Here is a 25,512-nt window from a genome sequence, read left to right as displayed (position 1 = left end):
TTATCCTCAACGACCAGGAGAATCTATGAAAACGCTGTTTCGCCGTACTTCGCTAACCCTCGCATTGACGACGACGCTGGTCATGACTGCGCAGGCACAGGATCTGCGCATTTCAATGTATGCCGATATCACGGGGCTGGATCCACATGACACCTCAGATAATGTCAGCTACTCGGTGCAGAGCGGCATCTTTGAGCGGTTGTTCCAGTTTGATCCCGCTATGAAGCTGCAGCCCTGGCTGGCGACCGGTTATACCTCTAATGGCAGTGCCACCGAATTTACGCTGACGCTGCGCAAAGGTGTCACTTTCCAGGACGGTACCCCGTTTGATGCCGAAGCCGTCAAAGCGAACCTTGATCGTCTGGCAGATCAGAAAAAAGGGCTGAAGCGTAATAGCCTCTACAAAATGATCGATAAGGTCACGGTACTGGCACCCGACCAGGTAAAAATCGATCTGAATCAGTCGTTCGGGGCCTTTATCAACACGCTGGCGCATCCTTCGGCGGTGATGTGGAGTCCATCCATTCTTAAGCAATACCCGGACGAAGCGCAGTTGCGACTGCATCCGGTCGGCACCGGTCCGTTTAAATTTGTTAACTGGACACCGGGCAAAGCGGTCACGCTGGGGAAGTATGACGGTTACTGGCAGAAGGGATGGCCTAAAGTTGACCATGTCATCTTCTCGCCGAGTCCGGAAGATGCGACACGCGTCGCCGCATTAAAATCGGGGCAGGTGGATGCCATCTGGCCCCTGCCTTCAGACCTGATCGCTGCCGTGAAACAGGACAGCCATCTCTCCATTCAGCGCGATCCGAGCATTTATCTCTATTACATGGCGATCAACACGCAGCACAAGCCGCTGGCGGATGTTCGGGTGCGTCAGGCCATCAACTACGCGATTGATCGTAATCTGTGGCTGAAAGTGGCCTTTGCCGGTCTGGGTAAACCTGCCACATCCGCTATACCGGAAGGCGTACAGTTCTACCAGAAACAAACCGATCCTGAGTACAGTTATGCGCCGGATAAGGCCAAAGCTTTGCTGAAAGCGGCAGGATATCCGAATGGTCTTGATCTTAAGCTCTGGGTGACCAATGCCACGGCCAGCGTGCGTGCCGCTCAGGTGCTGAAAGCGCAACTGGCCACGGCAGGCATTCGGGCCACGGTGACGCCGATGGATTCCGGCACGCGCAACGCTAAGTTGTGGGGTGTACAGGACCCGAAAAAGGCCGAGTTTGACCTCTATTATGGTGGCTGGTCGACCTCAACAGGTGATGCCGACTGGGCGCTGCGTCCGCTGTTTGCCACCGAATCCTGGGTGCCGACCTCCTATAACGTCTCCTACTTCAGTAATCCTGACGCAGACAAAGCGATTGCAGCCGGGCTGGTGACGGCCGATCCGGCAAAGCGCGGCATTGCCTATGCACAGGCGCAAAAGGTCTTGTGGAAAGAAGCGCCGGTGGCGTTCCTTGGTACGCCAGATAACCTGGTGGGCAAGCGTAGCACCCTGAGCGGCGTTTCAATGCTGCCTGATGGCAATTTCCTGTTCACTCAGGCGTCCTATAAATAAGACGGTTCTTCTCTCGTCACCACTCCCGAAAGGGGCGGAGACGTGAGGAGGCCAGTCACACCTCATTTCAGGGAATGGCATGTTTGCATACATCATTCGCCGATTACTGGAGATGATCCCGGTTTTGCTGGTGGTCTCGTTGCTGGTATTCGGTTTTATCAAGCTCATGCCGGGCGACCCGGCGCGCGCTTATGCCGGACCGGATGCGCCCATCGAGGCCATCGAGGCGGCGCGTCAGCATCTCGGACTTAACGATCCGCTGCCGCAGCAGTACCTCCACTGGATCGGCAGCCTGTTGCAGGGCGATCTGGGCACCACCTATCGCACTCAGCAACCGGTGCGGGAGGTGATTCGACAGGGCTTTATGCCGACGCTGTGGCTGGCCTTAGCAGGTTTTACCTGGTCCGTTATTCTCGGGTTGTTATTCGGCGTGATGGCGGCCCTGAAACGGGGAAGATGGCAGGACTGGACGCTGATGAGCGTGGCGGTAGGCGGTATTTCGATGCCCGCCTTCTGGCTGGGGCTGTTGCTTATTCAGTTCGTCGCGATGCCTTTTGGGCTGTTTTCGGTCAGCGGTTTTAACCAGGCCAGCGATATTGTCCTGCCCGCCATCACGCTGGGTTCGTCGGTTGCGGCGGTCATGGCGCGCTTTACCCGTTCGGCCTTTCTTGAAGTGGCGCAGGAAGATTACGTGCGCACCGCCAAAGCCAAAGGACTGCGTAACCGGCTGGTAACGTGGAAGCATGTGATGCGCAATGCGCTCATTCCGGTGATTACCATGCTGGGTCTGCAGTTCGGTTTTCTGCTGGGTGGCTCCATCGTCGTCGAGAGTGTTTTCAACTGGCCAGGGTTAGGCTGGTTATTGATTGAGTCGATCAAAGCGCAGGATCAGCCGGTGATTCAGGCACTCGTGATGCTGTTCGTGTTTGAATTTATTGTGATTAATCTGCTGGTCGATCTGCTTTACGCGGTGGTCAATCCGGCCATTCGTCTGCGACAGGAGCCGAAATGAGTAGTCAATTGCTGACTGACAACCCGCCTCAGATCATTCGTTCGCCGTGGCGTGATTTCCTGCATGCGTTCGTGCGTAACCCTCTGGCACTGGTCTCAGGCGGCTTTGTGCTGCTGTTGATTGTGGTGGCGATCTTTGCGCCCTGGCTGGCGCCCTGGGATCCTATGGCCCCGGACTGGATGGCGCTGTCGTCACCGCCAACGGCGGCACACTGGATGGGGACCGATGAACTGGGACGCGACCTGCTCAGTCGCATTATCTATGGCGCGCGTATCTCGCTCTATATCGGCGTGCTGTCGGTGACGATCGGCATGCTGGTCGGGGTCATGCTCGGGTTACTGGCGGGCTATTACGGCGGCTGGGTCGATATGCTGATCATGCGCGGTGCCGACGTCTTATTCGCGTTTCCCGGCATGTTGCTGGCCATTGCGGTGGTGGCGCTGCTGGGGACGGGCCTGAATAATGTCATTATCGCGGTTGCGGTATTCAGCGTGCCGGTATTTGCCCGCATCGTGCGGGCGTCGACGCTCTCTCTGAAGCAGGCTGCCTATGTTGAAGCTGTGCGCTGTGCCGGTGCGCCAGACCGCGTGATTATTCTGCGGCATATTCTGCCCGGCACGCTCTCCAGCGTGATTGTCTATTTTACCATGCGCATTGGTACCAGTATTCTGACTGCGGCGGGCCTGAGTTTTATCGGACTGGGTCCGGAGCCAGACGTGCCGGAATGGGGCAATATTCTGGCGATGAGCCGCAGCATGATGATGGCCGGATCCTGGCACATGAGCGTATTTCCAGGACTGGCGATTTTTATCACCGTGCTGGCATTCAATCTGCTTGGCGACGCGTTGCGCGATACACTCGATCCCAAACTCAAAGGCTGACGATGGATTACCAACAACTGCAGCGTGACCTGCTGCTTGATCGCTGGCGTGACCTGCGTCAGCTTGGGCAGCCGCGAAGCGCCTGCGGACCCACTAATCGCATCAGCGATGTTGCGGGCGTGCGTGTCGGACATTACACGCTGAATGAAGGCGAAAAGCAGACTGGCGTCACCGCTATCCTGCCGCCGGGCGATAATCTGTTTCTCACGCCGCTGCCGTGTGGGGCTGAGGTGCTGAACGGCTTTGCGAAACCCGTCGGACTGGTTCAGATAGAGGAACTTGGCGTGCTTCAGACGCCGATTCTGCTCAGTAACACGCTGGCGGTTGGCACGCTGTTTACCGCGCTGGTGCGCGATGCCATCCGTCGTAACCCGGAACTGGGCCGGACGTTGCCTACGGTGAATCCACTGGTGCTGGAGTGCAACGATGGCTGGCTGAATGATATCCAGGCGCTGGCAATCAGTGAGGATATGGCTAAGGCGGCGCTGCAGACGGCCTCCGCAGACTTCGCGCGTGGCAGCGTCGGCGCGGGACGCGGGATGAGCTGTTTCAGTCTGAAAGGGGGCATCGGAACCGCCTCACGGGTAATTCCTTCACTCAACGCCACGCTTGGCGTGCTGGTATTGGCCAATTTCGGCGCGCTGGAGGCACTCACACTGGATAGCGTCCGGGCGGGCGAGATGATTGCGCCGCTGCTCGCCGGAGAGGCGCCGCAGCGTGATGCCGGCTCTGTCATCATCATCATGGCAACAGATGCCCCGCTAGACACACGGCAGCTAAAGCGCATCGCGAAGCGAGCCGGTGCCGGTCTTGGAAGGCTGGGCAGTTACTGGGGACACGGCTCGGGCGATATTGCCGTGGCGTTTTCCACGCAACCGCTGCCACTGCCGCCACAGGACGACACGCTGGAGCCGCTGTTTGCTGCCGCAGCGGATGCAACGGAACAGGCTGTACTCGATGCCTTGTTGAGCGCAGAGGCTGTTACTGGCTTTCGCGGTCATCATCGTCCCTCACTGACGCAGATTCTGGATAAATTAACCTCATGAAAATTTTTATCTCGGCCGACATTGAAGGTATCGCGGGGGTCATGCGCCCGGAGCAATGTTCACCCGGCCACCCGGAGCATCAGATCGCCCGTGGTCTGATGGAGCAGGAAGTGAATGCCGCGATTGCGGGTGCGTTTGCGGGTGGGGCAACCGAAGTGGTGGTTGCAGACAGCCATGCGCAGATGACCAATTTGCGTGCGGAAAATATCGATCCCCGCGCCCGACTGGTGCAGGGCAAACCCCGCTGCCTGTCGATGGTGGAGGGGATAGAACAGCAGACGTTCGACGGGCTGTTTCTGGTGGGATTTCACAGCGCAGCAGGTGAATCTGGCGTACTGGCGCATACCATTAACGGTCGGGCATTCTGGCGTATCCATATTAATGATCTGGTGATGGGCGAAACCGATATTTATGCGGCTGCCGCTGCTGAACAGGGCACGCCATTGCTGCTGGTCACCGGTGACGATCAGTTACAGAGCTGGATAGCGAAATATTACCCAGCGGTCGATTACGTCTGTGTAAAGCGCGCCATTTCGCATACCTGCGCGGAATCGGTCAGTCCGCAGGCGGCACAGCATGCGATCGCTGCCGCGGCAAGTGCCGCACTGCAACATCTCCATCAGGTGAGCACAACCCGCCTGACGGCACCTTACACGATGCGGCTTCAGGCCACTAAACCTGTACTGGCCGATCTGTTCAGTCTTATCCCCGGCGTCACGCGCCTTGATGCCGTTACCGTGGCGTATCAGGCGGAGAAAATGGAAACGTTGATCAGCTTACTCAGTGCATTCTCCTATCTGGCGAGTACGCAGTCGTAGCAACTTTATGCCGGGGCTGCACTGGTTTTGCGGTACAGTTTTTGCAGCAGGATAATGATTGCTCTCACTCTCCGCCGGTACAGCTGGTTGAAGAGGCCTCCGTGTCCGGTATTCCATCCAGGGTAAATCATCATGCGGCTCCGCCATATAGAAGTCTTTCAGGCCATCGTACAGACCGGCAGCATCAGCGCAGCGGCGCGCCTGCTGAATGTGTCGCAGCCGAATATCAGCCGTGTGCTGAATCACGCTGAACAGCAGCTGGGATTTGCGCTGTTTGAGCGACGGCTACAGGGAATGAGTGTGACGGCAGAAGGGCGACGTCTGCTGCCTGAAATAGAGGATCTCTGCCAGCGCCTGCAATCCATTACCCGGCTCACCGAACAGCTAAGGCGTGGCGAAGGGCAACTCGTTCGCGTTGGCGCCGCTCACGCGTTTGGTCAGATGGTGATGGCTCCCGCGCTGGTCACCTGGCGGCAACAGATGGCCTCGGTCAGTGTGGAACTGGTCACCGAGCACTTCAGTACCTTATGCCAGATGATTCTGGAGAATCAGCTCGATTTTGCGCTGGTCTTTGGTCAGCAGGTCGATGCGGATCTTCTGGCCGAGCCTCTGTTTCAGTCCTCCATGGTGGCGCTGCTACCGCTCACTCACCACTGGCATGAACCCGTTACGCTGGAGTGGTTGTGCAACAATAATTTACTGATGATGCAGGCGCAGGATCCGCTTGGACGCGTACTTCACCGTGCGCTGCGCGATAAGAAACTGAACCCCGCCGTGTCGTTGTCGATTAAAACCTATTCGGTCATTGCAGATATGGTGCTGGCAGGCGGCGGCACGGGCGTCGTGGATCTCTTCACCGCCTGCCGCTATGCCGAACAGTTAAAGCTGCTGCCCATAGCACAACCTCTGCCGTTTGAAGTGATGCTGATCAGCCGCCGTGACCAGCCGCAGTCGCAGTCCACTCTGCAACTTAAGCAGGTCATCCGTAACAGGCTGTGGGAGATCGCCCGGCAGTGTGAGGCGCAGTTTATCCGTGGCTGAACAGGTGCCGTTTCAGGTGAAGAGAAGGGTAAGAGGTGCGCTCAGGTAGCTTTAGATTCTTTTGGCGGGTTTTGCAGAAGAAGGAGAGGAGCTAAAGCAGTAAACTTTTAGGTCATGATTCCAGCGTTGCGGGAATCTGCTGACAGACACTACTGTGAGAGCGTTAAAAAGAAAAACCCACGCTATTGCGTAGGTTTTAGCGAGTCTGTCAGGTTTTATGGGGTTGCTAAAACCGCATGAAAAAATCAGACGTTAAACAGGAAGTTCATCACATCGCCATCTTTCACGATGTACTCTTTACCTTCTGAACGCATCTTGCCGGCTTCTTTCGCACCTTGCTCGCCTTTATAGGCGATAAAGTCTTCAAACGCGATGGTCTGGGCGCGGATAAAACCTTTCTCAAAGTCGGTATGGATTTTACCGGCTGCCTGTGGGGCTGTTGCGCCAACCGGGATGGTCCATGCACGCACTTCTTTCACGCCAGCGGTGAAGTAGGTCTGCAGGTTAAGCAACGAGTAACCGGCGCGGATCACGCGGTTCAGGCCCGGTTCTTCCAGTCCCAGTTCGGCCATGAACTCGTCACGGTCTTCATCTTCCAGCTCAGCAATGTCAGACTCAACAGCGGCACACACAGGCACCACCACAGAACCTTCTGCTTCGGCGATAGCGCGCACCTGATCCAGGTACGGGTTGTTCTCGAAACCATCTTCATTGACGTTAGCAATGTACATGGTGGGTTTCAGGGTCAGGAAGCTCAGATAGCGGATGGCCGCTTTGTCGTCTGCATCCAGATCCAGTGAACGCAGCATGCCTGCTTCAGAAAGATGCGGCAGGCATTTTTCCAGTGCAGCCAGCTCGGCTTTGGCATCTTTGTCGCCGCCTTTGGCTTTCTTCTGCACACGCTGAATCGCACGTTCACAGGTCTCAAGATCGGACAGGGCCAGTTCGGTGTTGATCACATCAATATCTTCAGCCGGGTTCACTTTACCCGCCACGTGGATGATGTTGTCGTTTTCAAAGCAGCGCACCACGTGGCCGATCGCTTCGGTTTCGCGGATGTTGGTCAGGAACTGGTTGCCCAGGCCTTCACCTTTTGACGCGCCTTTCACCAGACCCGCGATATCGACGAATTCCATGGTAGTCGGCACCACGCGCTGTGGCTTAACAATCTCAGAAAGCTGGTCGAGACGCAGGTCAGGCATTGGCACCACACCGGTGTTTGGCTCAATGGTGCAGAAAGGGAAGTTAGCCGCTTCGATGCCCGCTTTGGTCAGCGCGTTGAACAGAGTGGATTTACCGACGTTCGGCAGGCCCACGATACCGCATTTGAATCCCATGGTTTGATACCCTTTATAACTGGATGGACAGTACGTCAGGCGACGGACTGTCGGAGACGAATAGAAAAATTTCGCGCATTATACACGGAATCACGACGATTCGGGCGTTTAAGCAGGCTTGAAGGCGTGCAGCCGATTCATCGCCTTGATGCGATCCTCTTTCAGCCACATTTCGGTGCAGCGCACCGCTTCATCAATGGCATCATCAATCAGCTTCTGCTCACTGGCAGGCGGCTTGCCCAGTACAAATCCGGTTACCTTATTACGATCGCCGGGATGCCCGATGCCGATGCGGAGCCGATGAAAATTGTTGTTGTTGCCCAGTTTGCTGATGATGTCTTTCAGACCGTTGTGACCGCCATGCCCGCCGCCTTGTTTAAACTTGGCTACGCCGGGTGGCAGATCAAGTTCATCGTGTGCCACCAGAATCTCTTCCGGCGCGATGCGATAAAAGGTCGCCATCGCCGCAACCGCTTTACCGCTCAGGTTCATAAAGGTGGTCGGCACCAGCAGGCGCACATCCTCTCCGGCGATCATCAGGCGGGCGGTGTAGCCATAGAATTTGCCTTCCTCTTTCAGTGACTGATTGTGGCGCTCAGCCAGTAAATCCAGATACCAGGCACCCGCATTGTGGCGCGTGGCGGCATATTCAGCGCCCGGATTGGCAAGGCCCACAATCAGTTTAATGCTGCTCACAATGATTATCCTGCTGTTATTGCGAAAGGGCGTTAGTTTACTTCGCCACAGCCAGGATGACAAAGCACAGGCGCCGAAATGGTTCAGTGAAGTGATTAATCATTTTCTATCTAAATCAACAGGCTGGACTCAGGGCCAGGGAATGCTTTATGACTGATGTGTGATCCAGTCCGCAACGTAATCTTTACCCATTGCCTAAACTTATGGCACTTAACATTGTGTGCGGTCATTTTCTCATAAGGATGGGGGTGCAGCATGAAATACCAACACTGCCGTGTAGCAGGTAACAGCTTGATGGTACTGGGATTAGTGACAATGGTGCTGGGCGTCGGCTTCTCAATTATTAATCAGCTCCCCTCACTTGATCTGCCACAACTTCTGGCTCAGGGGGCGATTTTAGGCATCTTTATTGGTGCGCTGCTATGGCTGGTGGGCGCCGGTCTGAGTGGTCGTGAAAAGGTAGAAGATCGTTATTACTGGCTGCGTCACTATGACAAACGCTGCCGCAGATCGCACAACTCACATCATTAAGTGAGTGCAGCCGGGACCGGATGCTGCGCAGTGCAGTTCCGGCCACTGGCTTTCGCGTGATAAAGCGCCGCATCTGCCAGTGCCAGTAAATCCTCAAAGCCCTGATGCGGTTGGGCCAGCGTTGCGAATCCAATGCTGACTGAATAGGTAATCTCATTGGGCTGTGACTTACAAACCGCCAGTCGTGTCGCTTCACACCAGGCTTCCGTCTCCATTGCTCCGGCCGGGATTATCGCCGCAAACTCCTCTCCACCCAGCCTTGCAAAGCGCCCGTCAGCAGGCATCAGCTCTCTGACAATGCCGCAAAAGTGGATCAAAATCTGGTCACCCTGCTGATGTCCATACCGATCATTAATGCTCTTGAAGTGATCAAGATCGAACAGGATTGCACTATAAGGTCGGTTCTGACGGCGGCAATGCGCCACAATTTTTTTTGCTTCGTTAAATAAAGCACGGCGATTCCAGGCGCTGGTCAGCGGATCGTGCAGGGAAGTGTGTTTCAACACGCTCTGCGTCCGCTCATTCACCATGGCGAGTATGGTAAACGTCAGGCCAATGACAAACAGAATGGATTCCAGAATCACGTAAACCGAGAAGTCCGATCCGCCAATGGCGCCATGCCTGGTACTGGCGATGGCGCTATCCAGAAAAATGCGCGCCAGATGAAACAGCAGATGAATCCACAGCAGCAACTGTGCAGGCCAGAAAGTCGCTTTTAGCGAGTCACGAGCCAGCCAGACCAGTTGAATAAATGCAGCGGTATAGGCCATGCAGGCGATACACAGCACAAATACTCGCCTGGGTAAGCTGTAATAGAAGGCCGGAAAGCAGCAGAGGAGCGCCCAGAGCAGCGCGCCCAGCAGCCAGTGGGTACCGATGGGTTTGCCACTCAAGCGCCGCAACGCATTTAACAATCCGCCATAAGCCAGCATCACTAACACATTGCCCACCGCAACCGGCAGAAAATGCAGACCACTGCTGCGCAGGCTACTTAAGAACACGGAAATCAGGGTAAATATCAGCGACAGGCAGGTGAAGCCCAGAACGCGGTCATACTGCGATCCAATCCAGGCAAAGACCATGATGATGCTCAGAAACCCCAGCACATAAAGCTCGCAAATAAATAAGGTATAGATATCGAGGTTCATGAGGGCCGGGTTCTTATTAAAATTGCGTTGCAAATTACCACTTAACGGCATCGGGCAGAAGCGGGGAACGCAGCGTTTTACTAAAAGAGTGAGTGGCGTTGAAAATAGGGGATAGTGGGGAAATTTATCGCGGAAAAATCAGAAAAAGAAGTGCGTTAGTCGGGCGACTGGCGGGCTTAAAAAAACCGGGCACAGGGCCCGGTTCCGCGAAGAATTAATGCTCGAACATCGCCGAGATCGATTCTTCGTTACTGATGCGGCGAATCGCTTCGGCCAGCATGCCAGATAAGGTCAGCGTGCGCACATTCGGCAGTGACTTAATCTCGTCAGAGAGTGGGATGGTATCGCAGACGATCACCTGGTCCAGAACGGATTTACGCAGGTTTTCAACCGCATTGCCGGAGAAGATCGGGTGCGTCGCGTAAGCAAACACGCGTTTAGCTCCACGCTCTTTCAGCGCTTCAGCCGCTTTGCACAGCGTGCCGCCGGTGTCGATCATGTCGTCGACCAGCACACAGTCGCGGCCAGCAACGTCACCAATAATGTGCATCACCTGAGAAACGTTCGCGCGAGGGCGGCGTTTATCAATGATAGCCATATCGGTGTCGTTCAGCAGTTTAGCGATAGCACGGGCACGTACTACGCCACCAATATCGGGAGAAACAACAATCGGGTTTTCCAGACCGATCTGCATCATATCTTCCAGCAGGATCGGACTGCCAAATACGTTATCAACCGGGACGTCGAAGAAGCCCTGGATCTGCTCGGCGTGCAGGTCAACCGTCAGAACACGGTCAACACCGACGCTGGAAAGGAAGTCTGCCACTACTTTTGCGGTGATTGGCACACGCGCGGAACGCACGCGGCGATCCTGACGGGCATAACCAAAGTAGGGAATGACTGCGGTAATACGACCAGCAGAAGCACGACGCAGCGCGTCGACCATCACAACCAGTTCCATCAGATTATCGTTGGTGGGAGCACAGGTGGACTGGATGATGAAAATATCACCACCGCGTACATTTTCGTTAATCTGTACGCTCACTTCACCATCACTGAAACGTCCTACAGCGGCGTCTCCCAGGCTGGTGTAAAGGCGGTTGGCAATACGTTGTGCTAGTTCCGGGGTGGCGTTACCAGCAAATAGCTTCATATCAGGCACGAGAAGAACCTCAGGCTTTGCGTCCAGAGAATGAACGGCATGACAGTAACCGGCGCGTACAGTCATGTGCGTTCACACGGGTGTGTTGATGCGAAACGTGCAGTGTCTGGAACGTGGTGACACTGTCACGCAATCGCTAATCGCCTCGCAGGGTACGCTGTAGCGGCGAAACATTTACGCCCCGGGCTACAAATCCGCGCACCCCATTCGGGGCAAGCTCCAGCACCTGACGGGCAGCAGACTCAGTGTCGAATTCAGCAAACACACAAGCGCCCGTGCCAGTCAGGCGTGACGGCGCGTATTCTAGCAGCCAGGAAACAAGCTCATCAACCTTACGAAAACGTTTTCTTACCACTGCTTCACAATCATTGGTGAAGGGTGCAGCTAAAAGCGTCGATAAACTGCGCGATGGGGTATCACGCGTCAGTTCGGGGTCGTTGAATACCACTGGTGTGCTGATGTTCACGCCGGGATGAGCGACAAGATACCACTTTTCTTCCGGCTCTGCGGGCTGAAGTTGTTCACCCACTCCCTGCGCAAAAGCCGCGAAGCCGTGCACAAACACCGGCACATCCGCGCCCAGTTTCACGCCAATTGCTGCCAGCTCATCCGGTGTGAAGCCGGTTTGCCACAGATGATTCAGCGCCACCAGTACGGTAGCAGCATCCGATGAACCCCCACCGAGGCCGCCCCCCATGGGCAGATGCTTCTCGATGGCGATCTGTGCGCCAGCACGCTCAGGCAGGCAATGCTTATTCAGGGCTGCCTGTTTCAGCCTATTTGCGGCGCGCACAATCAGGTTATCTGCATCCGCGACGCCTGCCACCGGCGTTAACAGCTGAATGGAATCGCTGTCATCAACGGTAATCTGCAACTGGTCACCGTAATCCAGAAACTGAAACAGCGTCTGCAGGTTGTGATAGCCGTCGGGACGACGGCCAGTGATGTAGAGAAAAAGATTCAGTTTTGCCGGGGCAGGCCAGTGGGTGATCATTGAACGGTCCAGCCGTCCATACGCAGTTTAATTCGCTGATCACCCTCTTTCAGCTCCAGGCTGGACGGCAGCGGTGGGGTAACTTTGCTATCGTAACCCGCAATAGACACCTGCCAGTTCTGGCCGTCGCGGCTGTAGTTCAGGCTGCTTAGCTGATAGTTCTCGTTAAGCTGATAATCGGTGGAATCGCCAGGCAGACCCATCATCCACTGGCGCAGGTTTGCCAGCGGAATGTTCATGCCAGTAAGTTGCGAAATCATCTTCTGTGCATCATTGCTGACGTAACGCTTGCCTTTGTTATCGACGATCTGCACCACCGAGCCCTGTGCATCAAGCTGCAGTTCGGTACTGCCCAGTGGATTGGTCAGCAGCAGGCGATAGCGATCAGGCGCGGTCTGTTGCCAGTTGAAGCGGGCATAGACTTTCTGCTTGTCAGAGAGGTAGGCAAAGGCACCGCGGGTCTGATAGTGCGTAACCTTTGAGACCGCCTGCTGATGCTGTTGCCACTGTGGCGCGGTAACGCTGGGGCCCGGGCCTTGCGGTTTGTTGACGCTACAGGCCGCCAGCAGGACGCTGGCAAGGGGCAAAAGGCGCAACAGATTGCGTGGTGTATTAAGCATCAAGTGGTCATCTCCTCGGACACATGTATTTTTCGTAACGGATAACGCTAACCGTCCCGGTTTTAACCGTCAATGCTGTTATGCAGCAAATTGCGCACGATCGGGTTAATCTTATTACAGTCATAGCCTTTGTATGGCTTTTCTTGATCTGCCGCATCTTGTAGAATGCGCATCACAAAACCCTGACATTATTGGGACATCCCAACAAAAACCGCCATGACGCTGCTCGCTCTCGGAATCAATCACAAGACAGCCCCCATTGCTCTGCGCGAACGCGTCTCGTTCGGGCCGGAGACGCTTGAGCAGGCGTTAAACAGCCTGTTATCACAGCCAATGGTGCAGAGCGGCGTGGTGTTGTCCACCTGTAACCGGACTGAACTTTACCTGAGTGTAGAGCAACAGGCCGACTTACAGTCGCGTCTGGTGAGCTGGTTATGTAATTATCATCAGTTGGATGAAGAGGATGTACGCAACAGCCTCTACTGGCATCAGGATAACGAGGCGGTCAGCCATCTGATGCGCGTCGCCAGCGGACTCGACTCCCTGGTACTCGGTGAACCCCAGATCCTCGGTCAGGTAAAAAAAGCGTTTGCTGACTCCTCGCGCGGTCAGGCACTGAGCAGTGAACTGGAGCGCATGTTCCAGAAAACCTTCTCTGTGGCCAAACGCGTGCGCACAGAAACCGATATCGGTGCTAACGCGGTCTCGGTGGCGTTTGCCGCCTGTACGCTGGCCCGCCAGATCTTCGAATCTCTCTCTTCCGTCAATGTGCTGCTGGTCGGCGCAGGCGAAACCATTGAGCTGGTGGCGCGTCATCTGCGTGAGCATCAGGTCAAAAATCTCATCATCGCCAACCGTACCCGCGAGCGTGCTGAAACGCTGGCGGCGGAAGTGGGTGCGGAAGTGATCACGCTGGCGGAGATCGATGCCCGTCTGGCTGAAGCCGACATCATTATTTCGTCAACCTCCAGTCCATTACCGATTATCGGCAAGGGAATGATGGAGCGCGCCCTGAAAGCGCGTCGCAACAAACCGATGCTGCTGGTCGATATTGCGGTGCCGCGCGACGTAGAGCCGGAAGTGGGCGATCTGCCTAACGCTTATCTCTACAGCGTGGATGACCTGCAGGCGATCATCGAACAGAACCTGGCGCAGCGCAAAGCGGCCGCGGTTCAGGCCGAAAGCATCGTGGTTCAGGAAAGCAGCGAATTCATGGCGTGGCTTCGCTCACAGGGCGCGGTGAATACGATCCGTGAATATCGTTCTCAGGCGGATGAAATCCGCGCTGAGCTGGAAGGCCGTGCGCTGCAGGCGCTGCAGCAGGGTGCCGATCCGCAGAAAGTCATGCAGGAACTGGCGCACAAGCTGACCAACCGTTTAATACATGCTCCAACCAAATCACTTCAGCAGGCCGCCCGCGATGGCGATAATGAACGCCTGCAGATTTTACGCGACAGCCTGGGTCTCGATTAGGCACACCGCTGTCGCCACCTGTTACGGGAATCCCACATTTAAATGAAGACCTCTATAGTTGCCAAACTGGAAGCCCTGCAGGAGCGCCACGAAGAAGTGGAAGCGATGCTGGGCGATGCTGGCGTGATCGCCGATCAGGAGCGTTTCCGTGCGCTGTCACGCGAATATGCCCAACTGACCGATGTGACCCGTTGCTTCCGCGACTGGCAGCAGGTACAGGAAGATATCGAAACGGCGCAGCAGATGCTCGACGACCCTGAAATGCGTGATATGGCGCAGGAAGAGTTGCAGGAAGCGCGTGAGAAAAACGACGTGCTGGAGCAGCAGTTGCAGGTTCTGTTACTGCCGAAAGATCCCGATGATGAGCGCGCCTGCTTTATTGAAGTCCGCGCCGGCACCGGCGGCGACGAAGCCGCGATCTTCGCCGGCGATCTGTTCCGTATGTACAGCCGCTATGCCGAAGCGCGTCGCTGGCGCGTGGAGATCATCAGCGCCAATGAAGGCGAGCATGGCGGTTACAAAGAAGTCATTGCTCGCGTGACCGGCGACGGTGCCTATGGGCGCCTGAAGTTTGAGTCAGGCGGCCACCGTGTGCAGCGTGTACCGGAGACCGAATCTCAGGGCCGTATTCATACCTCAGCCTGTACCGTTGCCGTGATGCCGGAAATTCCGGAAGCAGAACTGCCGGAGATCAATGCCGGTGACCTGAAAATCGATACTTTCCGTTCTTCTGGTGCAGGCGGTCAGCACGTTAACACCACCGACTCCGCGATTCGTATTACCCACCTGCCCACCGGCATCGTGGTGGAGTGTCAGGATGAACGTTCACAGCATAAAAACAAAGCCAAAGCGCTGGCAGTGCTGGGTTCGCGTATTCACGCGGCAGAGATGGCCCGCCGTCACGCTGCCGAAGCCAGTACCCGCCGCAACCTGCTGGGCAGCGGCGATCGCTCTGACCGCAACCGTACCTATAACTTCCCGCAGGGCCGCGTGACCGATCACCGTATCAACCTGACGATCTACCGTCTGGATGAAGTGATGGAAGGCAAACTTGACAGCCTGATCGAGCCGATTGTGCAGGAATACCAGGCGGATCAGCTGGCGGCGCTGGCTGGTCAGGATTAATGGATTTTCGTCACTGGCTGAAACAGGCGGTTGCCACGCTGTATGGTGGTGACAGCCCGAAGCGTGACGCAGAGATCCTGTTGGGTTACGTGACCGGCAAGTCACGCAGCTGGTTAATTGCCTTTGATGAAACGGTGCTCAGCGATGAACAGCTGGCGCAGCTGAATAGCCTGCTGGCGCGTCGTGCCCGGGGTGAACCGGTGGCGCATCTGGTGGGCGAGCGCGAGTTCTGGTCGCTGCCCTTGCGCGTCACTGACGCCACGCTGATTCCGCGTCCGGATACCGAACTGCTGGTTGAACAGGCGCTGGCGCATCTGCCCGCGACACCTTCGACCATTCTGGATATGGGCACCGGCACCGGAGCGATTGCGCTGGCGTTGGCCAGCGAGCGCCCCGACTGTCAGGTGACCGGCGTGGATCGCATTCAGGCCGCCGTTGAGCTGGCAGGCAGTAATGCGCAGCAGCTCAGCCTCAGCAACACTCGCTTTCTGCTCAGTCACTGGTTCCAGGCTCTCACGCCGCAGCGCTTTAGTCTCATCGTCAGCAATCCGCCCTATATTGATGCCAGCGATAGTCATCTGGAGCAGGGCGACGTGCGTTTCGAACCGCGCAGCGCGCTGGTGGCCGATGAGGCGGGACTGGCCGATCTGCGCACGCTGATCGAGCAGGCACCTGCGTGGCTGCTACCCGGCGGCTGGCTGCTGCTGGAGCATGGCTGGCAGCAGGGCGAGGCGGTGGCTACGCTGATGCGGCAGAATGGCTATCACGCCGTTGAAACCGTTAACGATTACGGTGGCAATCCGCGAGTCACCTTAGGTCAGTTCCCCTAATAAAAGCGCTTTAAAAAGGATTTATAATGGTCGCCTTTTATCCTCTGATTAAAAATCTGCACATCTTAACCGTCGTGCTGACCGTGACGCTGTTTCTGCTGCGGTTTTACTGGCTGCGCTGTGGTTCGGCAATGATGACGAAACGCTGGGTCCGCATTCTGCCGCACGTTAATGACACGCTGTTACTGGTGACCGGCGTCTCGCTGGTGATGATTATCCACTTCTATCCCTTCACGCCGCAAGGAAGCTGGCTGACGGAGAAGCTTTTAGCGGTTATCATCTACATCGCCTTAGGATTTGTGGCATTGAGTCGACGTCCACGCACTGATCGCACCCGCTGGATCGCTTTTCTGGTGGCGTTACTCGCCCTGGTGACCATCATTACGCTGGCGCTGACTAAAATGCCGTTATGGGGATAGTATGACCTCGACCGAACAATTAGATTTCAGCCAGACACCGCTGTGTGAAGCGGTGATTGGCGCTACGCTTGCCATCCGCGCCGATTTTCCGGCGTTGTCGGTGGAAGCACAACTTGCGGCGTTAGTCGCCGAAGCGCGTGACTATGTCAGCCACGCTGAAGATGCGGATATGCAGCTGGAAAAGCTGCTTGAACTGTTTTATTGCCAGTGGGGATTTCGCGGCGCCAGCGGTGTCTACAAGCTTTCTGATGCGCTCTGGATCGACAATGTGCTGAAGACGCGTCAGGGCACGGCAGTGTCACTGGGCGTTATCCTGCTACATATTGCCGCCGAGCTGGAACTGCCGCTGATGCCGGTGATTTTCCCGACGCAGTTGATTCTGCGTGCGGACTGGATTGATGGTGACAAGTGGATGATCAACCCGTTCAATGGCGAAACCCTTGACCGGCACACGCTGGAAGTGTGGCTCAAAGGCAACATCAGCCCGACCGCGCGTCTGTATGATGATGATCTCGACGAAGCCAAGACCGTCACCGTGATGCGCAAAATGCTCGACACGCTGAAAGCGGCATTGATGGAAGAGCAGAAGATGGAACTGGCGCTGAACGTCAGTCAGGTGCTGTTGCGTATCGATCCGGATGATCCCTATGAAATTCGCGACCGCGGTTTGATCTACGCGCAGCTGGAGTGCGAACATATCGCGCTGAATGATTTAACTTACTTCGTTGAGCAGTGTCCTGAAGACCCGGTCAGCGAAATGATCAAAGTTCAGATTCACGCAATCGAACAAAAACAGGTCACGCTGCACTAAGCGGACCCACTGAAAAGGAAAGGGCATGACACAGAAAGTCGTGAGTATTGGCGATATCAACGTCGCAAACGATCTGCCATTTGTACTGTTTGGCGGGATGAACGTGCTGGAGTCACGCGACCTGGCGATGCGCATCTGCGAACACTACGTCAACGTCACCACGAAACTCGGTATCCCTTACGTCTTTAAGGCGTCGTTTGATAAAGCGAACCGCTCCTCAATTCACTCTTATCGTGGCCCGGGCCTGGAAGAAGGGATGAAGATTTTCCAGGAGCTGAAGCAGGCTTTCGGCGTGAAGATCATCACCGATGTTCATGAAGCGTCACAGGCGCAGCCAGTGTCTGAAGTGGTGGATGTGATTCAGTTGCCAGCTTTCCTGGCGCGTCAGACTGATCTGGTGGAAGCGATGGCGAAAACCGGCGCGGTCATTAACGTTAAGAAGCCACAGTTTGTCAGCCCGGGTCAGATGGGCAACATCGTTGATAAGTTCGCTGAAGGTGGCAACGAGCAGGTTATCCTGTGCGATCGCGGCAGCAACTTTGGCTATGACAATCTGGTTGTCGATATGCTCGGCTTTAACGTGATGAAGAAAGTCACCAAAAACAGCCCGGTGATTTTCGATGTGACCCATGCGCTGCAGACGCGCGATCCGTTCGGTGCAGCATCAGGCGGTCGTCGTGCTCAGGTGGCTGAGCTGGCGCGTGCCGGTATGGCGGTCGGCATTGCCGGTCTGTTTATCGAAGCGCATCCGGATCCGGAACACGCCCTGTGTGATGGCCCATCCGCGTTGCCGCTGGATAAGCTGGAGCCATTCCTGGTGCAGATGAAAGCGATTGACGATCTGGTGAAAAGCTTCCCGGAACTCGATACCAGCAAATAAGTTTGCTGAAAAAAAAAGAGCGATTACTCGCTCTTTTTTTTCGTCTGAAGCCCGCTGCCGTTACAGCATGATGGTCATCAGATATCCGATAAACAACGCCAGATGGGCGGCACCGTTCAATACATTGGTGCGTCCGGTCGAGAAGGAGAGCTGACAGAGAATCAGCGACGCCATCATAATCACCATCTGTGGCGGCTCCAGACCGAATATCAGCTCCTGTCCGGTCAGGGTGGCGATAATGGTTACTGCCGGTACCGTCAGGGAGATAGTCGCCAGCACCGAACCAAAGAACAGGTTCATGGCGCGCTGTACCTGATTCATCAGCACAGCCTTAATTGCGCCGAGCCCTTCCGGCGAGAGGATAAGCAACGCCACCAGGAAGCCGGTAAACTGTGCCGGTGCATTCAGGTCTGTCAGCAGGCTTTCCAGCGTATTGGCGTTCATCTTGGTCACGGCAATGACCGCAATCAAATGCACGATCAGCCAGATAGTGTGCCAGACGCTGCTGTGCGCCGAAGGTTTACCATGATGCGGATCCCCATCGTCACTCTCATCTTCATGCTCATAAACAAACAGGCTCTGGTGGGTTTTGGTCTGAATCAGCAGGAAAACGCCATACATTGCGGCTGAAATTGCCGCGATGAGCAGGGCCTGGGTGACAGAGAAATTACCGCCCGGTAGCGCGTTGGGAAATACCAGCACCAGAATCGCGAGGGGAAAGATAGCGATCAGATATTGTTTCACGCCCGCCAGATTGACGTACTGCGTCGCAAACTTATTACCGCCCAGCAGCAGCGCAAAGCCGACCAGCCCGCCGGTCACAATCATCACAATCGAATAAAGCGTATCGCGCATCAGGCCGGGTGCGGCATCGCCTGTCGCCATCAGCGCCGAGATCAGACTCACTTCCAGAATGACGACAGAGAGGCTCAGAATCAGTGAGCCATAGGGTTCGCCCAGCCGGTGGGCCAGCACATCTGCATGTCTCACCACGCTAAACGCGCTGCTCAGAATGGCAATCAATGCCACTAAGTTGATACCGACGACAACGGGAAATGCGGTGTTAGCACCAAAAAAATAGAGTATACCCAGCGTGATAAGGGGAAATATCAGCGAGAATTCCTTGTGACGAGTTTTTTCATGTGAAGGCATTCACCATCCTCTCTGGTTAATGATTATCCGGACACAGCGGGGGCTGCTGTTAGAAATATAATCAGTTTTAGGGCAGTGCGCAGTTTATCTTTTCACCGGCCCTGACAGGAGAAATTTACTGGTTTTTACTTAACTGCAATAACCTTTTGAAATGATATTAACCTGATGTTATCTGGAATATTGCAATATTAATCAGTATACAACAAGTTTGACCTATGCACCTATCCTGACGATATATGTCACAAAAATGGCATTTTAATCTAAATTTCAGGGATGGGCTCATATTTTTAAACTGAAGTGACGATAAGTACAGGTTTGCGTTTTTTTACTGTTGCGCCAGGCTTAACCAGAAACACTAAACCGCGACGATAAACAGAGGAAAAATTATGCCTTACGATAAACGAACCGACTTACCCGACAACGTTAAGCACGTGCTTCCTGCGCATGCGCAGGATATCTATCAGCAGGCATTTAACAGTGCGTGGGATCAATATAAAGAGGCGGAAGATCGACGCGGCGATGATTCGCGGGAAGAAGTGGCGCATAAGGTCGCCTGGTCAGCCGTGAAAAAAGAGTATGAAAAAGGGAATGACGATAAGTGGCATCCTAAAGCGTAATCGCCTTGCTAGTCTGTTCACGTCAAAGGGCCAGGATTATCCAGCCCTTTTTTTCGACTTCGCTATCAGGTTTATCTGGTTTTTTTTAACCTGCGACCGGAATCACGCTTGAAACCCCGCGCGTAAATAGATTAATGTCAATTTAATGAACGAAACGCAGCGCCGTTTTGGAGATCATGTTACAGGAGCACTTTCGCAGGACGCCGATGACGTTGAGGAGGTCGCATTGCTTACCCGGGAATTTCTATTAAAAGCGGATTGTAAAACATCATTCGGGGATATCGATGAGACGCTACTCTGGAGTTGCGAGCAGCGCGCCGCCTCGCTGGCCGCCACGCTGGCCTGCCGTCCCGATCACAGCCCTGTCTGGATCTTTGGTTACGGCTCACTGATGTGGAACCCGATTTTTGAGGCGGATGAAGTTGCATCCGGTTCGCTGGAGGGCTGGCATCGTGCTTTCTGCCTGCGGCTGATCGCGGGACGTGGCACTGCCACGCATCCGGGGCGCATGCTGGCGCTGAAACAGGGTGGCCGCACAACCGGACTGGCATTTCGTCTGCCGGAAGCGCGCTTACATGAAGAGCTGGCGCTGCTGTGGAAGCGTGAGATGATCACCGGCTGCTATTTACCGACCTGGTGCGAATTACAGCTGGAGGATGGCCGCAGCGTGACTGCGCTGACCTTTATTATGGATCCACGTCATCCGCTTTATGAATCGGACTCCTGCCCGGAGGCGATTGCGCCGCTCATTGCTGCGGCCAGCGGCCCGCTGGGTTCGAATGCGCAGTATCTGTTTGCACTGGAAGAGGAACTCACCCGTCGTGGTATGGAGGAAGAGAGCCTGAGCCGGCTGGCGCATCAGGTGCGGACGCTGCAGCAATCCTGTCTCAAACAGGCCTGAATCAGGCCACAGGCGAATCAGCAGCGCAGAAGCCGCATAGAAAAGGGCGCGACACTGTCGGGCCCTTTTACGATCGATCCGGGGATTACTTGCCCGGATTGATAAGCCAGGTTCCAGGCTTATCAATGGTCAGGGATTGGGTATGCGTCTCACTGCCATTTTGAACGTCTATTTTGTACTGCCCGGCCGCCAGATTCAGCGCGGCAAATCCGCTGCTGCCAGGCTTCACCTCGACCTGCTGTCCGTTGAGCACTACGCTTTCACCGCTTTCCAGCTTCAGATAGACCGTCGCCAGCGCGGCAGGAACGGCTGCGGCTGGCGGCGTCGATGCAGGTGCCGGATGCGTCACGGCTGAGCTGTTGCTGACCACATCTGGCATTGCCGTGTGGCGATTAGCCAGCCAGATGGCGACGACCACCGCCAGGATAGCCACGGCCGCCAGGCTCAGCAAGACAGGTGACAATTTGCGCACCGCACGCGGGGTAACAGGCTCCGCTGCGGCGGCTGCATGATTCATCGCCATCACAACCGGCGGAGCCGCCTCAACGACCTCTTCGATCGGCATAACCGGCGGCTCGCCCGGCACCGGGAAACTGTTGACCACGGCCTCAACATCACTGACCGGCAGATCGATCAGTGCGGCAAAGGCGTCGATGGTTTGCGGGCGATCACCAGGTTTCATGGCCAGCGCGCAGTCAATGGCGTGCAGCAGCGGCAGCGAGTAGCCTTCCGGCTGGCGTTCCACCAGCGGCTGATAATTATCTTCAATGCAGCGCACCACGCTCACCGGCGGGGGATTACCGGTAATCAGGCTATGCAGCACCGCGCCCAGGGCGTAGATATCCGTCCAGGGTCCCTGTTCAACTTCACCCTCTTCGCTGTACTGTTCGATGGGTGCAAAGCCAGGCTTAAGCATGATCTCCGTTTCGTCAGAGAGGTTGCCGATCTCCTTACGCGCCGAGCCGAAGTCCAGCAGTACGGGCAGCTGATTCTCCTGAAGCTGAATGTTGTCGAGGGAGATATCGCGATGCAGATAGCCAGCCTGATGAATCGTGCTGATAGCACCCAGCAGCGGCGGCAGCAGACGGCGGATCCAGGCTTCAGAAATCGACGCCGGGCTGGTAACCTGCCACTCTTTGAGCGTCATGCCACTGTAGTAGAGCGTGCCCATATAGGCCGTGCCGTTCTGCTCCCAGAAGCGCAGCACGTGCAGCAGTCCCGGATGATTAAATCGGGCCAGCAGACGCGCCTCCTGAATAAAGCTGTTCAGTCCGGCATTAAACAGTTTCTGAAAACGCTCTCCGCGCAGTTCCAGTGACAAATCGGCGGCACGAACCGCCAGCGACACCGGCATATACTCTTTTATAGCAATTGTGCGTTCGAGCTGGTGATCCCAGGCGCGATAGACAATGCCGAAGCCACCGCCTCCGATGACTTCCTTGATCTCAAACTCATTAAAACGGTAGCCGTCAGGCAGGGCATTCGGAACAGTTTTCGTATTATCATTTGCCGACATAGTGAACTCTCTGTACACGGCCTGATTGCCAGGCTGCGCGGTAATTAATTGATGTTACGCCAGGCACCAATGGCAGGATCAACCAGATCCGCGTGCAGGGTGTCGATAAGTAACACATTCACTTTTTGCTGTGGCATGAAATAGGGCGCCCACTGGCTGCGCAAGGTATCGACTCGCGATTTCACCGCGTCAGCATTCTGCTGCGCAGCATTCTTATCCATTTTAATCAACAGTGCGCCATTGAAGCGCCAGACATGTTGTCGTGCATCAAAGGGCAGGACCAGCCAGCTATCTGAGGCGTCCGGGCGGGTCACAATCATGCGCTGATTATTAGCGGCGATGACCTCAAGCTTGCTGTCCGGAATCGCCAGGTTGGCGATGGGATAGCCCTGATAGAAGGTGACAGCGACCGGCGTGGGATGTTCCGGGGTCACCAGCGTCAGCTCACTCTTGCCCTCAGCCCAGCCATCCGGCGAGCAGTGCTGCTTGCTGACGTCCGGTATAAACAGCGTCTGAGCATTTTCATTCCAGGCGGTGCGGAAGTGACAGCCGCTGGGGAGATCAAAATGTTGCAGCGGCGTGCTATTGGCAGGCCGTGACAGGTCAAGTGGTGCGGCGTTGCTGTCACTGGCGCTAACGGTGGCATCCGCCATCACAATAGGGCGCCAGTTCTGCAACTTGCTTGCGCTGCCGCTGGCCATGACGCCACCTTCTTTGTTGGTCATCTGCCAGGGCAGTTCATCCAGTAATCCGCACTGATTGGCGAGCAGGGTGCCGACGCGCGGTAAAAAGGTGGTCAGCACGGCGGAATCCTTACTTTTACCGGAGACGATGCGCAGCGGCAGCGTCTCTTTACACCAGTCGTCGGGCGCTTTGCTCACCACATTATCGATGTAGACCTCCAGCGCCAGGCTGGGGGAGTAGACCACCCGATAATTTTCAGCCTGGGCATTAAAGGCAATCAGCAGGGTGATGATGCCGGGCAACCACAGTTTCATAAGGATCCTTGGAATCAAAAACGAGGCGGCAGAAAGCGCGCCGAATCAGCCAGTGAATAAAGCAATGTTGCTTCTTCTGGCTCACCAATCCAGACCGCCAGTGCGCTGAGATTATCTTTCTTCACGTTGCGGCTCACCGCCTGTTCCATCAAAGCCAGCCACTCTTCACACGCATTCACCATGCGCAGCGCCTGTTCCATTTCATCACTGGTCAGATTCAGCCAGAAGCCGTCGGTACAAACCAGAAAAGCATCGCCATCTTCCAGCGCAATCTCTTCTGAAAAGCTCACTAAGCGAGACGGCTCAGCGCCGAGCGCATTATAGAGTAAATTACTGTTAATACCGGTATTTTCATAGCCTGCATCTTTCAGTTGCTGGGCCAGACTGTGATCCCGTGTTACCTCATGAAGCGCGCCGCGGCGGAAGTGGTAAACCCGGCTGTCACCTGCATGCGCCCACCATGCACGTTGTTTATGGCGGTCAATAAACAGGGCCGCCAGCGTCGTACTCATGCGTGAATATTTCGGATTTTTACCCTGTGCCTCGTGCAGCGCCAGGCGGCACTGCTCAATCGCCTGACGGGTCATTTCCGGCGTAAAACCGTCATGCGCCTCTATCTGGCTGAGCAGGGTGTCGCGCACCAGCTGCGCCGCGATCTCCCCGCCAGGCAAACCGGCTACGCCATCGCAGACCACAAAACAGGCCTTATGCTCATCCAGCGCTGTGCCGGTGCGATCCTGATTTTCATCGCGTAAGCCCTGCTGGCAGCGGCTGGCAAAAACAATTTTCATGTTTCATCTACCCGCGTCTGCGAGTCCTTGTACTGATTCACCTCCATGTCATAGGCATGAAGAAAGGCCTCGCCAAACAGCGTGTGGAAATCATCTTCAATCTCCCCGGCAGTTCGCTGGTAATTACGCATGAAGTAGTCCCACAGCGCCGCCTTTTTGACGGTGGAAAATGGCAGCTTTGATACCACGCCATCGGCACGCGCCTGCTCTTCCAGACGCTGTGGATTAAAGGATTGCAGCATTGCCGCAATAATGGCGCGGATACCGGCAATCATGCCCAGCTGGTGGGCCTGCAAATCGACCAGTGCATCACGTACCGCCTGTTCCGGCGGCATAAAACCGGGCATCTGGCTCTGGTACATCTGCATCAATACAGTTTTACCGGAGGGCAGGATCTTGAACGGATTATTGGCTTCGTTCAGGATCATCGTCATGTCTGCTTTTACGCCACGCTTGAGAATGGATCGCGACGAGAGCAGTGCCACGGTGCCCTGAGAAAACAGGCTCAGCATCCGGCCAGTAATCCGCATCTGCTCTTCGTCAATCGGTGTGGCATGCACATTGCTGAGCCCCATGCCGTCCAGCAGTGCGGCGATGAGCCGATCCTGATCCACCGGCTGTGTCATGAACGCTTTCTGCGGCTCACTGGCCTGCGGATCGATGGCCAGACGCGCATCGTTGTGGCGCTCGTGGCGTAAAGGAGGAGAATCGTTGACCAGCAGCCGATCCTCAACCTCATGATGTTCGTGAATGCCCAGCGGGTTTGCAGGCTCGGCGCTGTCACCAGCAAACAGCGCCAGGGGATCGTTTCGCGCGTCATTGCAGGCGGGATCACGCACTTCCAGGGCATAGTCACCGATGCGCAACGCATCGCCATGCTTCAGAAGCACCTGCATGCCGCGCCCCAAGGCGATGCCGTTATGTTCTACCGGCGTCACGCTGCCCTGATTGGTCAGGCGACACTCTCCGTCATGTGACAGGTGAACCAGTGCCTGCAGACGCGAAATAGCCCGCGTCTCATCAGGCAGCACCAGATCGTTGTCCTGACTGCGGCCAATGGTGCCCCCAGGCGGTTGAAACGCAACGCTTTTGACCGGAAAATCCGCGGTGCTTTGCACAATGGTAAATTGCATGAGTTATCCCAGA

The 25,512-nt window shown here is 55.7% G+C and carries 26 protein-coding genes; 15 read left to right on the top strand and 11 right to left on the bottom strand.

Going from position 1 to position 25,512, the window contains the following annotated elements; translation table 11 throughout:
• The first annotated feature begins 25 nt into the window (after positions 1-25).
• The 6 genes from LQK91_RS06580 (at position 26) to LQK91_RS06555 (ending at position 6,365) form a co-directional block, all read left to right on the top strand.
• Complete coding sequence (locus LQK91_RS06580; protein WP_105099260.1) at positions 26-1,567, top strand: glutathione ABC transporter substrate-binding protein; 1,542 nt, start codon at positions 26-28, stop codon at positions 1,565-1,567.
• A 79-nt stretch (positions 1,568-1,646) separates the two neighbouring features.
• Positions 1,647-2,579, top strand: a complete 933-nt coding sequence (locus tag LQK91_RS06575; protein ID WP_003850806.1) for an ABC transporter permease — start codon at positions 1,647-1,649, stop codon at positions 2,577-2,579.
• Positions 2,576-3,460, top strand: a complete 885-nt coding sequence (locus tag LQK91_RS06570) for an ABC transporter permease subunit (RefSeq protein WP_078804333.1) — start codon at positions 2,576-2,578, stop codon at positions 3,458-3,460. Before LQK91_RS06575 ends, LQK91_RS06570 begins: the two co-directional genes overlap by 4 nt.
• Positions 3,461-3,462: 2 nt before the next feature.
• The gene (locus LQK91_RS06565) at positions 3,463-4,506 is read left to right on the top strand and encodes a P1 family peptidase (RefSeq protein ID WP_105099259.1); all 1,044 of its coding nucleotides are present in this window, start codon (positions 3,463-3,465) and stop codon (positions 4,504-4,506) included.
• On the top strand, positions 4,503-5,324 hold the full coding sequence (locus LQK91_RS06560) for a M55 family metallopeptidase (protein WP_105099258.1): 822 nt from the start codon (positions 4,503-4,505) through the stop codon (positions 5,322-5,324). Before LQK91_RS06565 ends, LQK91_RS06560 begins: the two co-directional genes overlap by 4 nt.
• Before the next feature lie 132 nt (positions 5,325-5,456).
• Positions 5,457-6,365 (top strand): LysR family transcriptional regulator, encoded by a 909-nt coding sequence (locus LQK91_RS06555; protein ID WP_105099257.1) that lies wholly within the window; start codon positions 5,457-5,459, stop codon positions 6,363-6,365.
• A 245-nt stretch (positions 6,366-6,610) separates the two neighbouring features.
• Here LQK91_RS06555 and ychF read toward each other — a convergent pair whose 3' ends face one another.
• Both ychF and pth read right to left on the bottom strand, forming a co-directional pair.
• Positions 6,611-7,702 (bottom strand): redox-regulated ATPase YchF, encoded by a 1,092-nt coding sequence (gene ychF, locus LQK91_RS06550; RefSeq protein WP_003850816.1) that lies wholly within the window; start codon positions 7,700-7,702, stop codon positions 6,611-6,613.
• 108 nt (positions 7,703-7,810) lie between these two features.
• Positions 7,811-8,398, bottom strand: coding sequence for an aminoacyl-tRNA hydrolase (gene pth / locus LQK91_RS06545; protein WP_105099256.1), 588 nt, complete (start codon positions 8,396-8,398; stop codon positions 7,811-7,813).
• A gap of 255 nt (positions 8,399-8,653) precedes the next feature.
• Between pth and ychH the strand changes: the two genes are divergently transcribed.
• On the top strand, positions 8,654-8,929 hold the full coding sequence (gene ychH, locus LQK91_RS06540) for a stress-induced protein YchH (RefSeq protein WP_008926152.1): 276 nt from the start codon (positions 8,654-8,656) through the stop codon (positions 8,927-8,929).
• Here the strand turns inward: ychH and LQK91_RS06535 are convergent.
• From LQK91_RS06535 to lolB, 4 genes are all read right to left on the bottom strand, one after another.
• On the bottom strand, positions 8,926-10,077 hold the full coding sequence (locus LQK91_RS06535) for a GGDEF domain-containing protein (protein ID WP_105099255.1): 1,152 nt from the start codon (positions 10,075-10,077) through the stop codon (positions 8,926-8,928). The two genes, ychH and LQK91_RS06535, sit on opposite strands and share 4 nt — an antisense overlap.
• Positions 10,078-10,291: 214 nt before the next feature.
• Positions 10,292-11,239: a ribose-phosphate diphosphokinase gene (gene prs / locus LQK91_RS06530; protein WP_003850825.1), complete on the bottom strand. Its 948-nt coding sequence runs from the start codon at positions 11,237-11,239 to the stop codon at positions 10,292-10,294.
• 136 nt (positions 11,240-11,375) lie between these two features.
• Positions 11,376-12,233, bottom strand: a complete 858-nt coding sequence (gene ispE, locus LQK91_RS06525) for a 4-(cytidine 5'-diphospho)-2-C-methyl-D-erythritol kinase (protein WP_105099254.1) — start codon at positions 12,231-12,233, stop codon at positions 11,376-11,378.
• On the bottom strand, positions 12,230-12,853 hold the full coding sequence (lolB, locus tag LQK91_RS06520) for a lipoprotein insertase outer membrane protein LolB (protein ID WP_078804336.1): 624 nt from the start codon (positions 12,851-12,853) through the stop codon (positions 12,230-12,232). The genes ispE and lolB overlap by 4 nt, the downstream gene beginning before the upstream one ends.
• A gap of 216 nt (positions 12,854-13,069) precedes the next feature.
• Here lolB and hemA point away from each other — a divergent pair, with 216 nt between their 5' ends.
• Genes hemA through kdsA form a run of 6 tightly spaced genes read left to right on the top strand, consistent with a single transcriptional unit; the run spans position 13,070 to position 18,391 of the window.
• Positions 13,070-14,326 (top strand): glutamyl-tRNA reductase, encoded by a 1,257-nt coding sequence (gene hemA / locus LQK91_RS06515; RefSeq protein WP_105099253.1) that lies wholly within the window; start codon positions 13,070-13,072, stop codon positions 14,324-14,326.
• A gap of 42 nt (positions 14,327-14,368) precedes the next feature.
• Positions 14,369-15,451 carry a peptide chain release factor 1 gene (gene prfA, locus LQK91_RS06510; protein ID WP_003850832.1) on the top strand — a complete coding sequence of 361 codons (1,083 nt, stop codon included), beginning with the start codon at positions 14,369-14,371 and terminating at the stop codon, positions 15,449-15,451.
• The gene (prmC, locus tag LQK91_RS06505; RefSeq protein WP_039660399.1) at positions 15,451-16,281 is read left to right on the top strand and encodes a peptide chain release factor N(5)-glutamine methyltransferase; all 831 of its coding nucleotides are present in this window, start codon (positions 15,451-15,453) and stop codon (positions 16,279-16,281) included. The genes prfA and prmC overlap by 1 nt, the downstream gene beginning before the upstream one ends.
• Before the next feature lie 26 nt (positions 16,282-16,307).
• Entirely contained in the window at positions 16,308-16,700 is a 393-nt protein-coding gene (locus LQK91_RS06500; RefSeq protein WP_105099252.1) for a SirB2 family protein, read from the top strand.
• A gap of 1 nt (position 16,701) precedes the next feature.
• Positions 16,702-17,511: an invasion regulator SirB1 gene (sirB1, locus tag LQK91_RS06495; protein WP_105099251.1), complete on the top strand. Its 810-nt coding sequence runs from the start codon at positions 16,702-16,704 to the stop codon at positions 17,509-17,511.
• A 25-nt stretch (positions 17,512-17,536) separates the two neighbouring features.
• A complete protein-coding gene (gene kdsA, locus LQK91_RS06490) occupies positions 17,537-18,391 on the top strand; it encodes a 3-deoxy-8-phosphooctulonate synthase (RefSeq protein WP_008926157.1) in 855 nt (284 codons plus the stop codon).
• Between the two features lie 60 nt (positions 18,392-18,451).
• On the opposite strand, the gene chaA is transcribed toward kdsA, so the two are convergent.
• The gene (gene chaA / locus LQK91_RS06485; RefSeq protein WP_003850842.1) at positions 18,452-19,543 is read right to left on the bottom strand and encodes a sodium-potassium/proton antiporter ChaA; all 1,092 of its coding nucleotides are present in this window, start codon (positions 19,541-19,543) and stop codon (positions 18,452-18,454) included.
• A gap of 386 nt (positions 19,544-19,929) precedes the next feature.
• On the opposite strand from chaA, the gene chaB reads away from it, so the two are divergent.
• Entirely contained in the window at positions 19,930-20,160 is a 231-nt protein-coding gene (gene chaB / locus LQK91_RS06480; RefSeq protein WP_003850845.1) for a putative cation transport regulator ChaB, read from the top strand.
• A 226-nt stretch (positions 20,161-20,386) separates the two neighbouring features.
• Positions 20,387-21,061: a gamma-glutamylcyclotransferase gene (locus LQK91_RS06475; protein WP_003850848.1), complete on the top strand. Its 675-nt coding sequence runs from the start codon at positions 20,387-20,389 to the stop codon at positions 21,059-21,061.
• Between the two features lie 85 nt (positions 21,062-21,146).
• Here the strand turns inward: LQK91_RS06475 and LQK91_RS06470 are convergent, their stop codons facing one another.
• The 4 genes from LQK91_RS06470 to tagH are packed head-to-tail and all read right to left on the bottom strand — an operon-like array spanning position 21,147 to position 25,499.
• On the bottom strand, positions 21,147-22,577 hold the full coding sequence (locus LQK91_RS06470; protein WP_003853128.1) for a serine/threonine protein kinase: 1,431 nt from the start codon (positions 22,575-22,577) through the stop codon (positions 21,147-21,149).
• Positions 22,578-22,621: 44 nt separating this feature from the next.
• Complete coding sequence (locus LQK91_RS06465; protein ID WP_003853126.1) at positions 22,622-23,575, bottom strand: hypothetical protein; 954 nt, start codon at positions 23,573-23,575, stop codon at positions 22,622-22,624.
• A gap of 14 nt (positions 23,576-23,589) precedes the next feature.
• Complete coding sequence (locus tag LQK91_RS06460; protein WP_003853125.1) at positions 23,590-24,366, bottom strand: PP2C family protein-serine/threonine phosphatase; 777 nt, start codon at positions 24,364-24,366, stop codon at positions 23,590-23,592.
• Positions 24,363-25,499: a type VI secretion system-associated FHA domain protein TagH gene (gene tagH / locus LQK91_RS06455; RefSeq protein WP_003853124.1), complete on the bottom strand. Its 1,137-nt coding sequence runs from the start codon at positions 25,497-25,499 to the stop codon at positions 24,363-24,365. Before tagH ends, LQK91_RS06460 begins: the two co-directional genes overlap by 4 nt.
• Positions 25,500-25,512: the final 13 nt, after the last annotated feature.

Source organism: Pantoea sp. MHSD4, assembly GCF_021043305.1.
GTDB classification, from domain to species: domain Bacteria; phylum Pseudomonadota; class Gammaproteobacteria; order Enterobacterales; family Enterobacteriaceae; genus Pantoea; species Pantoea eucalypti.
This window is presented reverse-complemented; position numbering and strand designations above follow the sequence as displayed.

Excerpts from the sequence above, each read along its gene's own strand:
- LQK91_RS06580 (WP_105099260.1), top strand. The coding sequence starts at position 26 with ATGAAAACGCTGTTTCGCCGTACTTCGCTAACCCTCGCATTGACGACG.
- LQK91_RS06575 (WP_003850806.1), top strand. The coding sequence starts at position 1,647 with ATGTTTGCATACATCATTCGCCGATTACTGGAGATGATCCCGGTTTTG.
- LQK91_RS06570 (WP_078804333.1), top strand. The coding sequence starts at position 2,576 with ATGAGTAGTCAATTGCTGACTGACAACCCGCCTCAGATCATTCGTTCG.
- LQK91_RS06565 (WP_105099259.1), top strand. The coding sequence starts at position 3,463 with ATGGATTACCAACAACTGCAGCGTGACCTGCTGCTTGATCGCTGGCGT.
- LQK91_RS06560 (WP_105099258.1), top strand. The coding sequence starts at position 4,503 with ATGAAAATTTTTATCTCGGCCGACATTGAAGGTATCGCGGGGGTCATG.
- LQK91_RS06555 (WP_105099257.1), top strand. The coding sequence starts at position 5,457 with ATGCGGCTCCGCCATATAGAAGTCTTTCAGGCCATCGTACAGACCGGC.
- ychF (WP_003850816.1), bottom strand. The coding sequence starts at position 7,702 with ATGGGATTCAAATGCGGTATCGTGGGCCTGCCGAACGTCGGTAAATCC.
- ychH (WP_008926152.1), top strand. The coding sequence starts at position 8,654 with ATGAAATACCAACACTGCCGTGTAGCAGGTAACAGCTTGATGGTACTG.
- LQK91_RS06535 (WP_105099255.1), bottom strand. The coding sequence starts at position 10,077 with ATGAACCTCGATATCTATACCTTATTTATTTGCGAGCTTTATGTGCTG.
- ispE (WP_105099254.1), bottom strand. The coding sequence starts at position 12,233 with ATGATCACCCACTGGCCTGCCCCGGCAAAACTGAATCTTTTTCTCTAC.
- lolB (WP_078804336.1), bottom strand. The coding sequence starts at position 12,853 with ATGCTTAATACACCACGCAATCTGTTGCGCCTTTTGCCCCTTGCCAGC.
- hemA (WP_105099253.1), top strand. The coding sequence starts at position 13,070 with ATGACGCTGCTCGCTCTCGGAATCAATCACAAGACAGCCCCCATTGCT.
- prfA (WP_003850832.1), top strand. The coding sequence starts at position 14,369 with ATGAAGACCTCTATAGTTGCCAAACTGGAAGCCCTGCAGGAGCGCCAC.
- prmC (WP_039660399.1), top strand. The coding sequence starts at position 15,451 with ATGGATTTTCGTCACTGGCTGAAACAGGCGGTTGCCACGCTGTATGGT.
- LQK91_RS06500 (WP_105099252.1), top strand. The coding sequence starts at position 16,308 with ATGGTCGCCTTTTATCCTCTGATTAAAAATCTGCACATCTTAACCGTC.
- sirB1 (WP_105099251.1), top strand. The coding sequence starts at position 16,702 with ATGACCTCGACCGAACAATTAGATTTCAGCCAGACACCGCTGTGTGAA.
- kdsA (WP_008926157.1), top strand. The coding sequence starts at position 17,537 with ATGACACAGAAAGTCGTGAGTATTGGCGATATCAACGTCGCAAACGAT.
- chaA (WP_003850842.1), bottom strand. The coding sequence starts at position 19,543 with ATGCCTTCACATGAAAAAACTCGTCACAAGGAATTCTCGCTGATATTT.
- chaB (WP_003850845.1), top strand. The coding sequence starts at position 19,930 with ATGCCTTACGATAAACGAACCGACTTACCCGACAACGTTAAGCACGTG.
- LQK91_RS06470 (WP_003853128.1), bottom strand. The coding sequence starts at position 22,577 with ATGTCGGCAAATGATAATACGAAAACTGTTCCGAATGCCCTGCCTGAC.
- LQK91_RS06465 (WP_003853126.1), bottom strand. The coding sequence starts at position 23,575 with ATGAAACTGTGGTTGCCCGGCATCATCACCCTGCTGATTGCCTTTAAT.
- LQK91_RS06460 (WP_003853125.1), bottom strand. The coding sequence starts at position 24,366 with ATGAAAATTGTTTTTGCCAGCCGCTGCCAGCAGGGCTTACGCGATGAA.
- tagH (WP_003853124.1), bottom strand. The coding sequence starts at position 25,499 with ATGCAATTTACCATTGTGCAAAGCACCGCGGATTTTCCGGTCAAAAGC.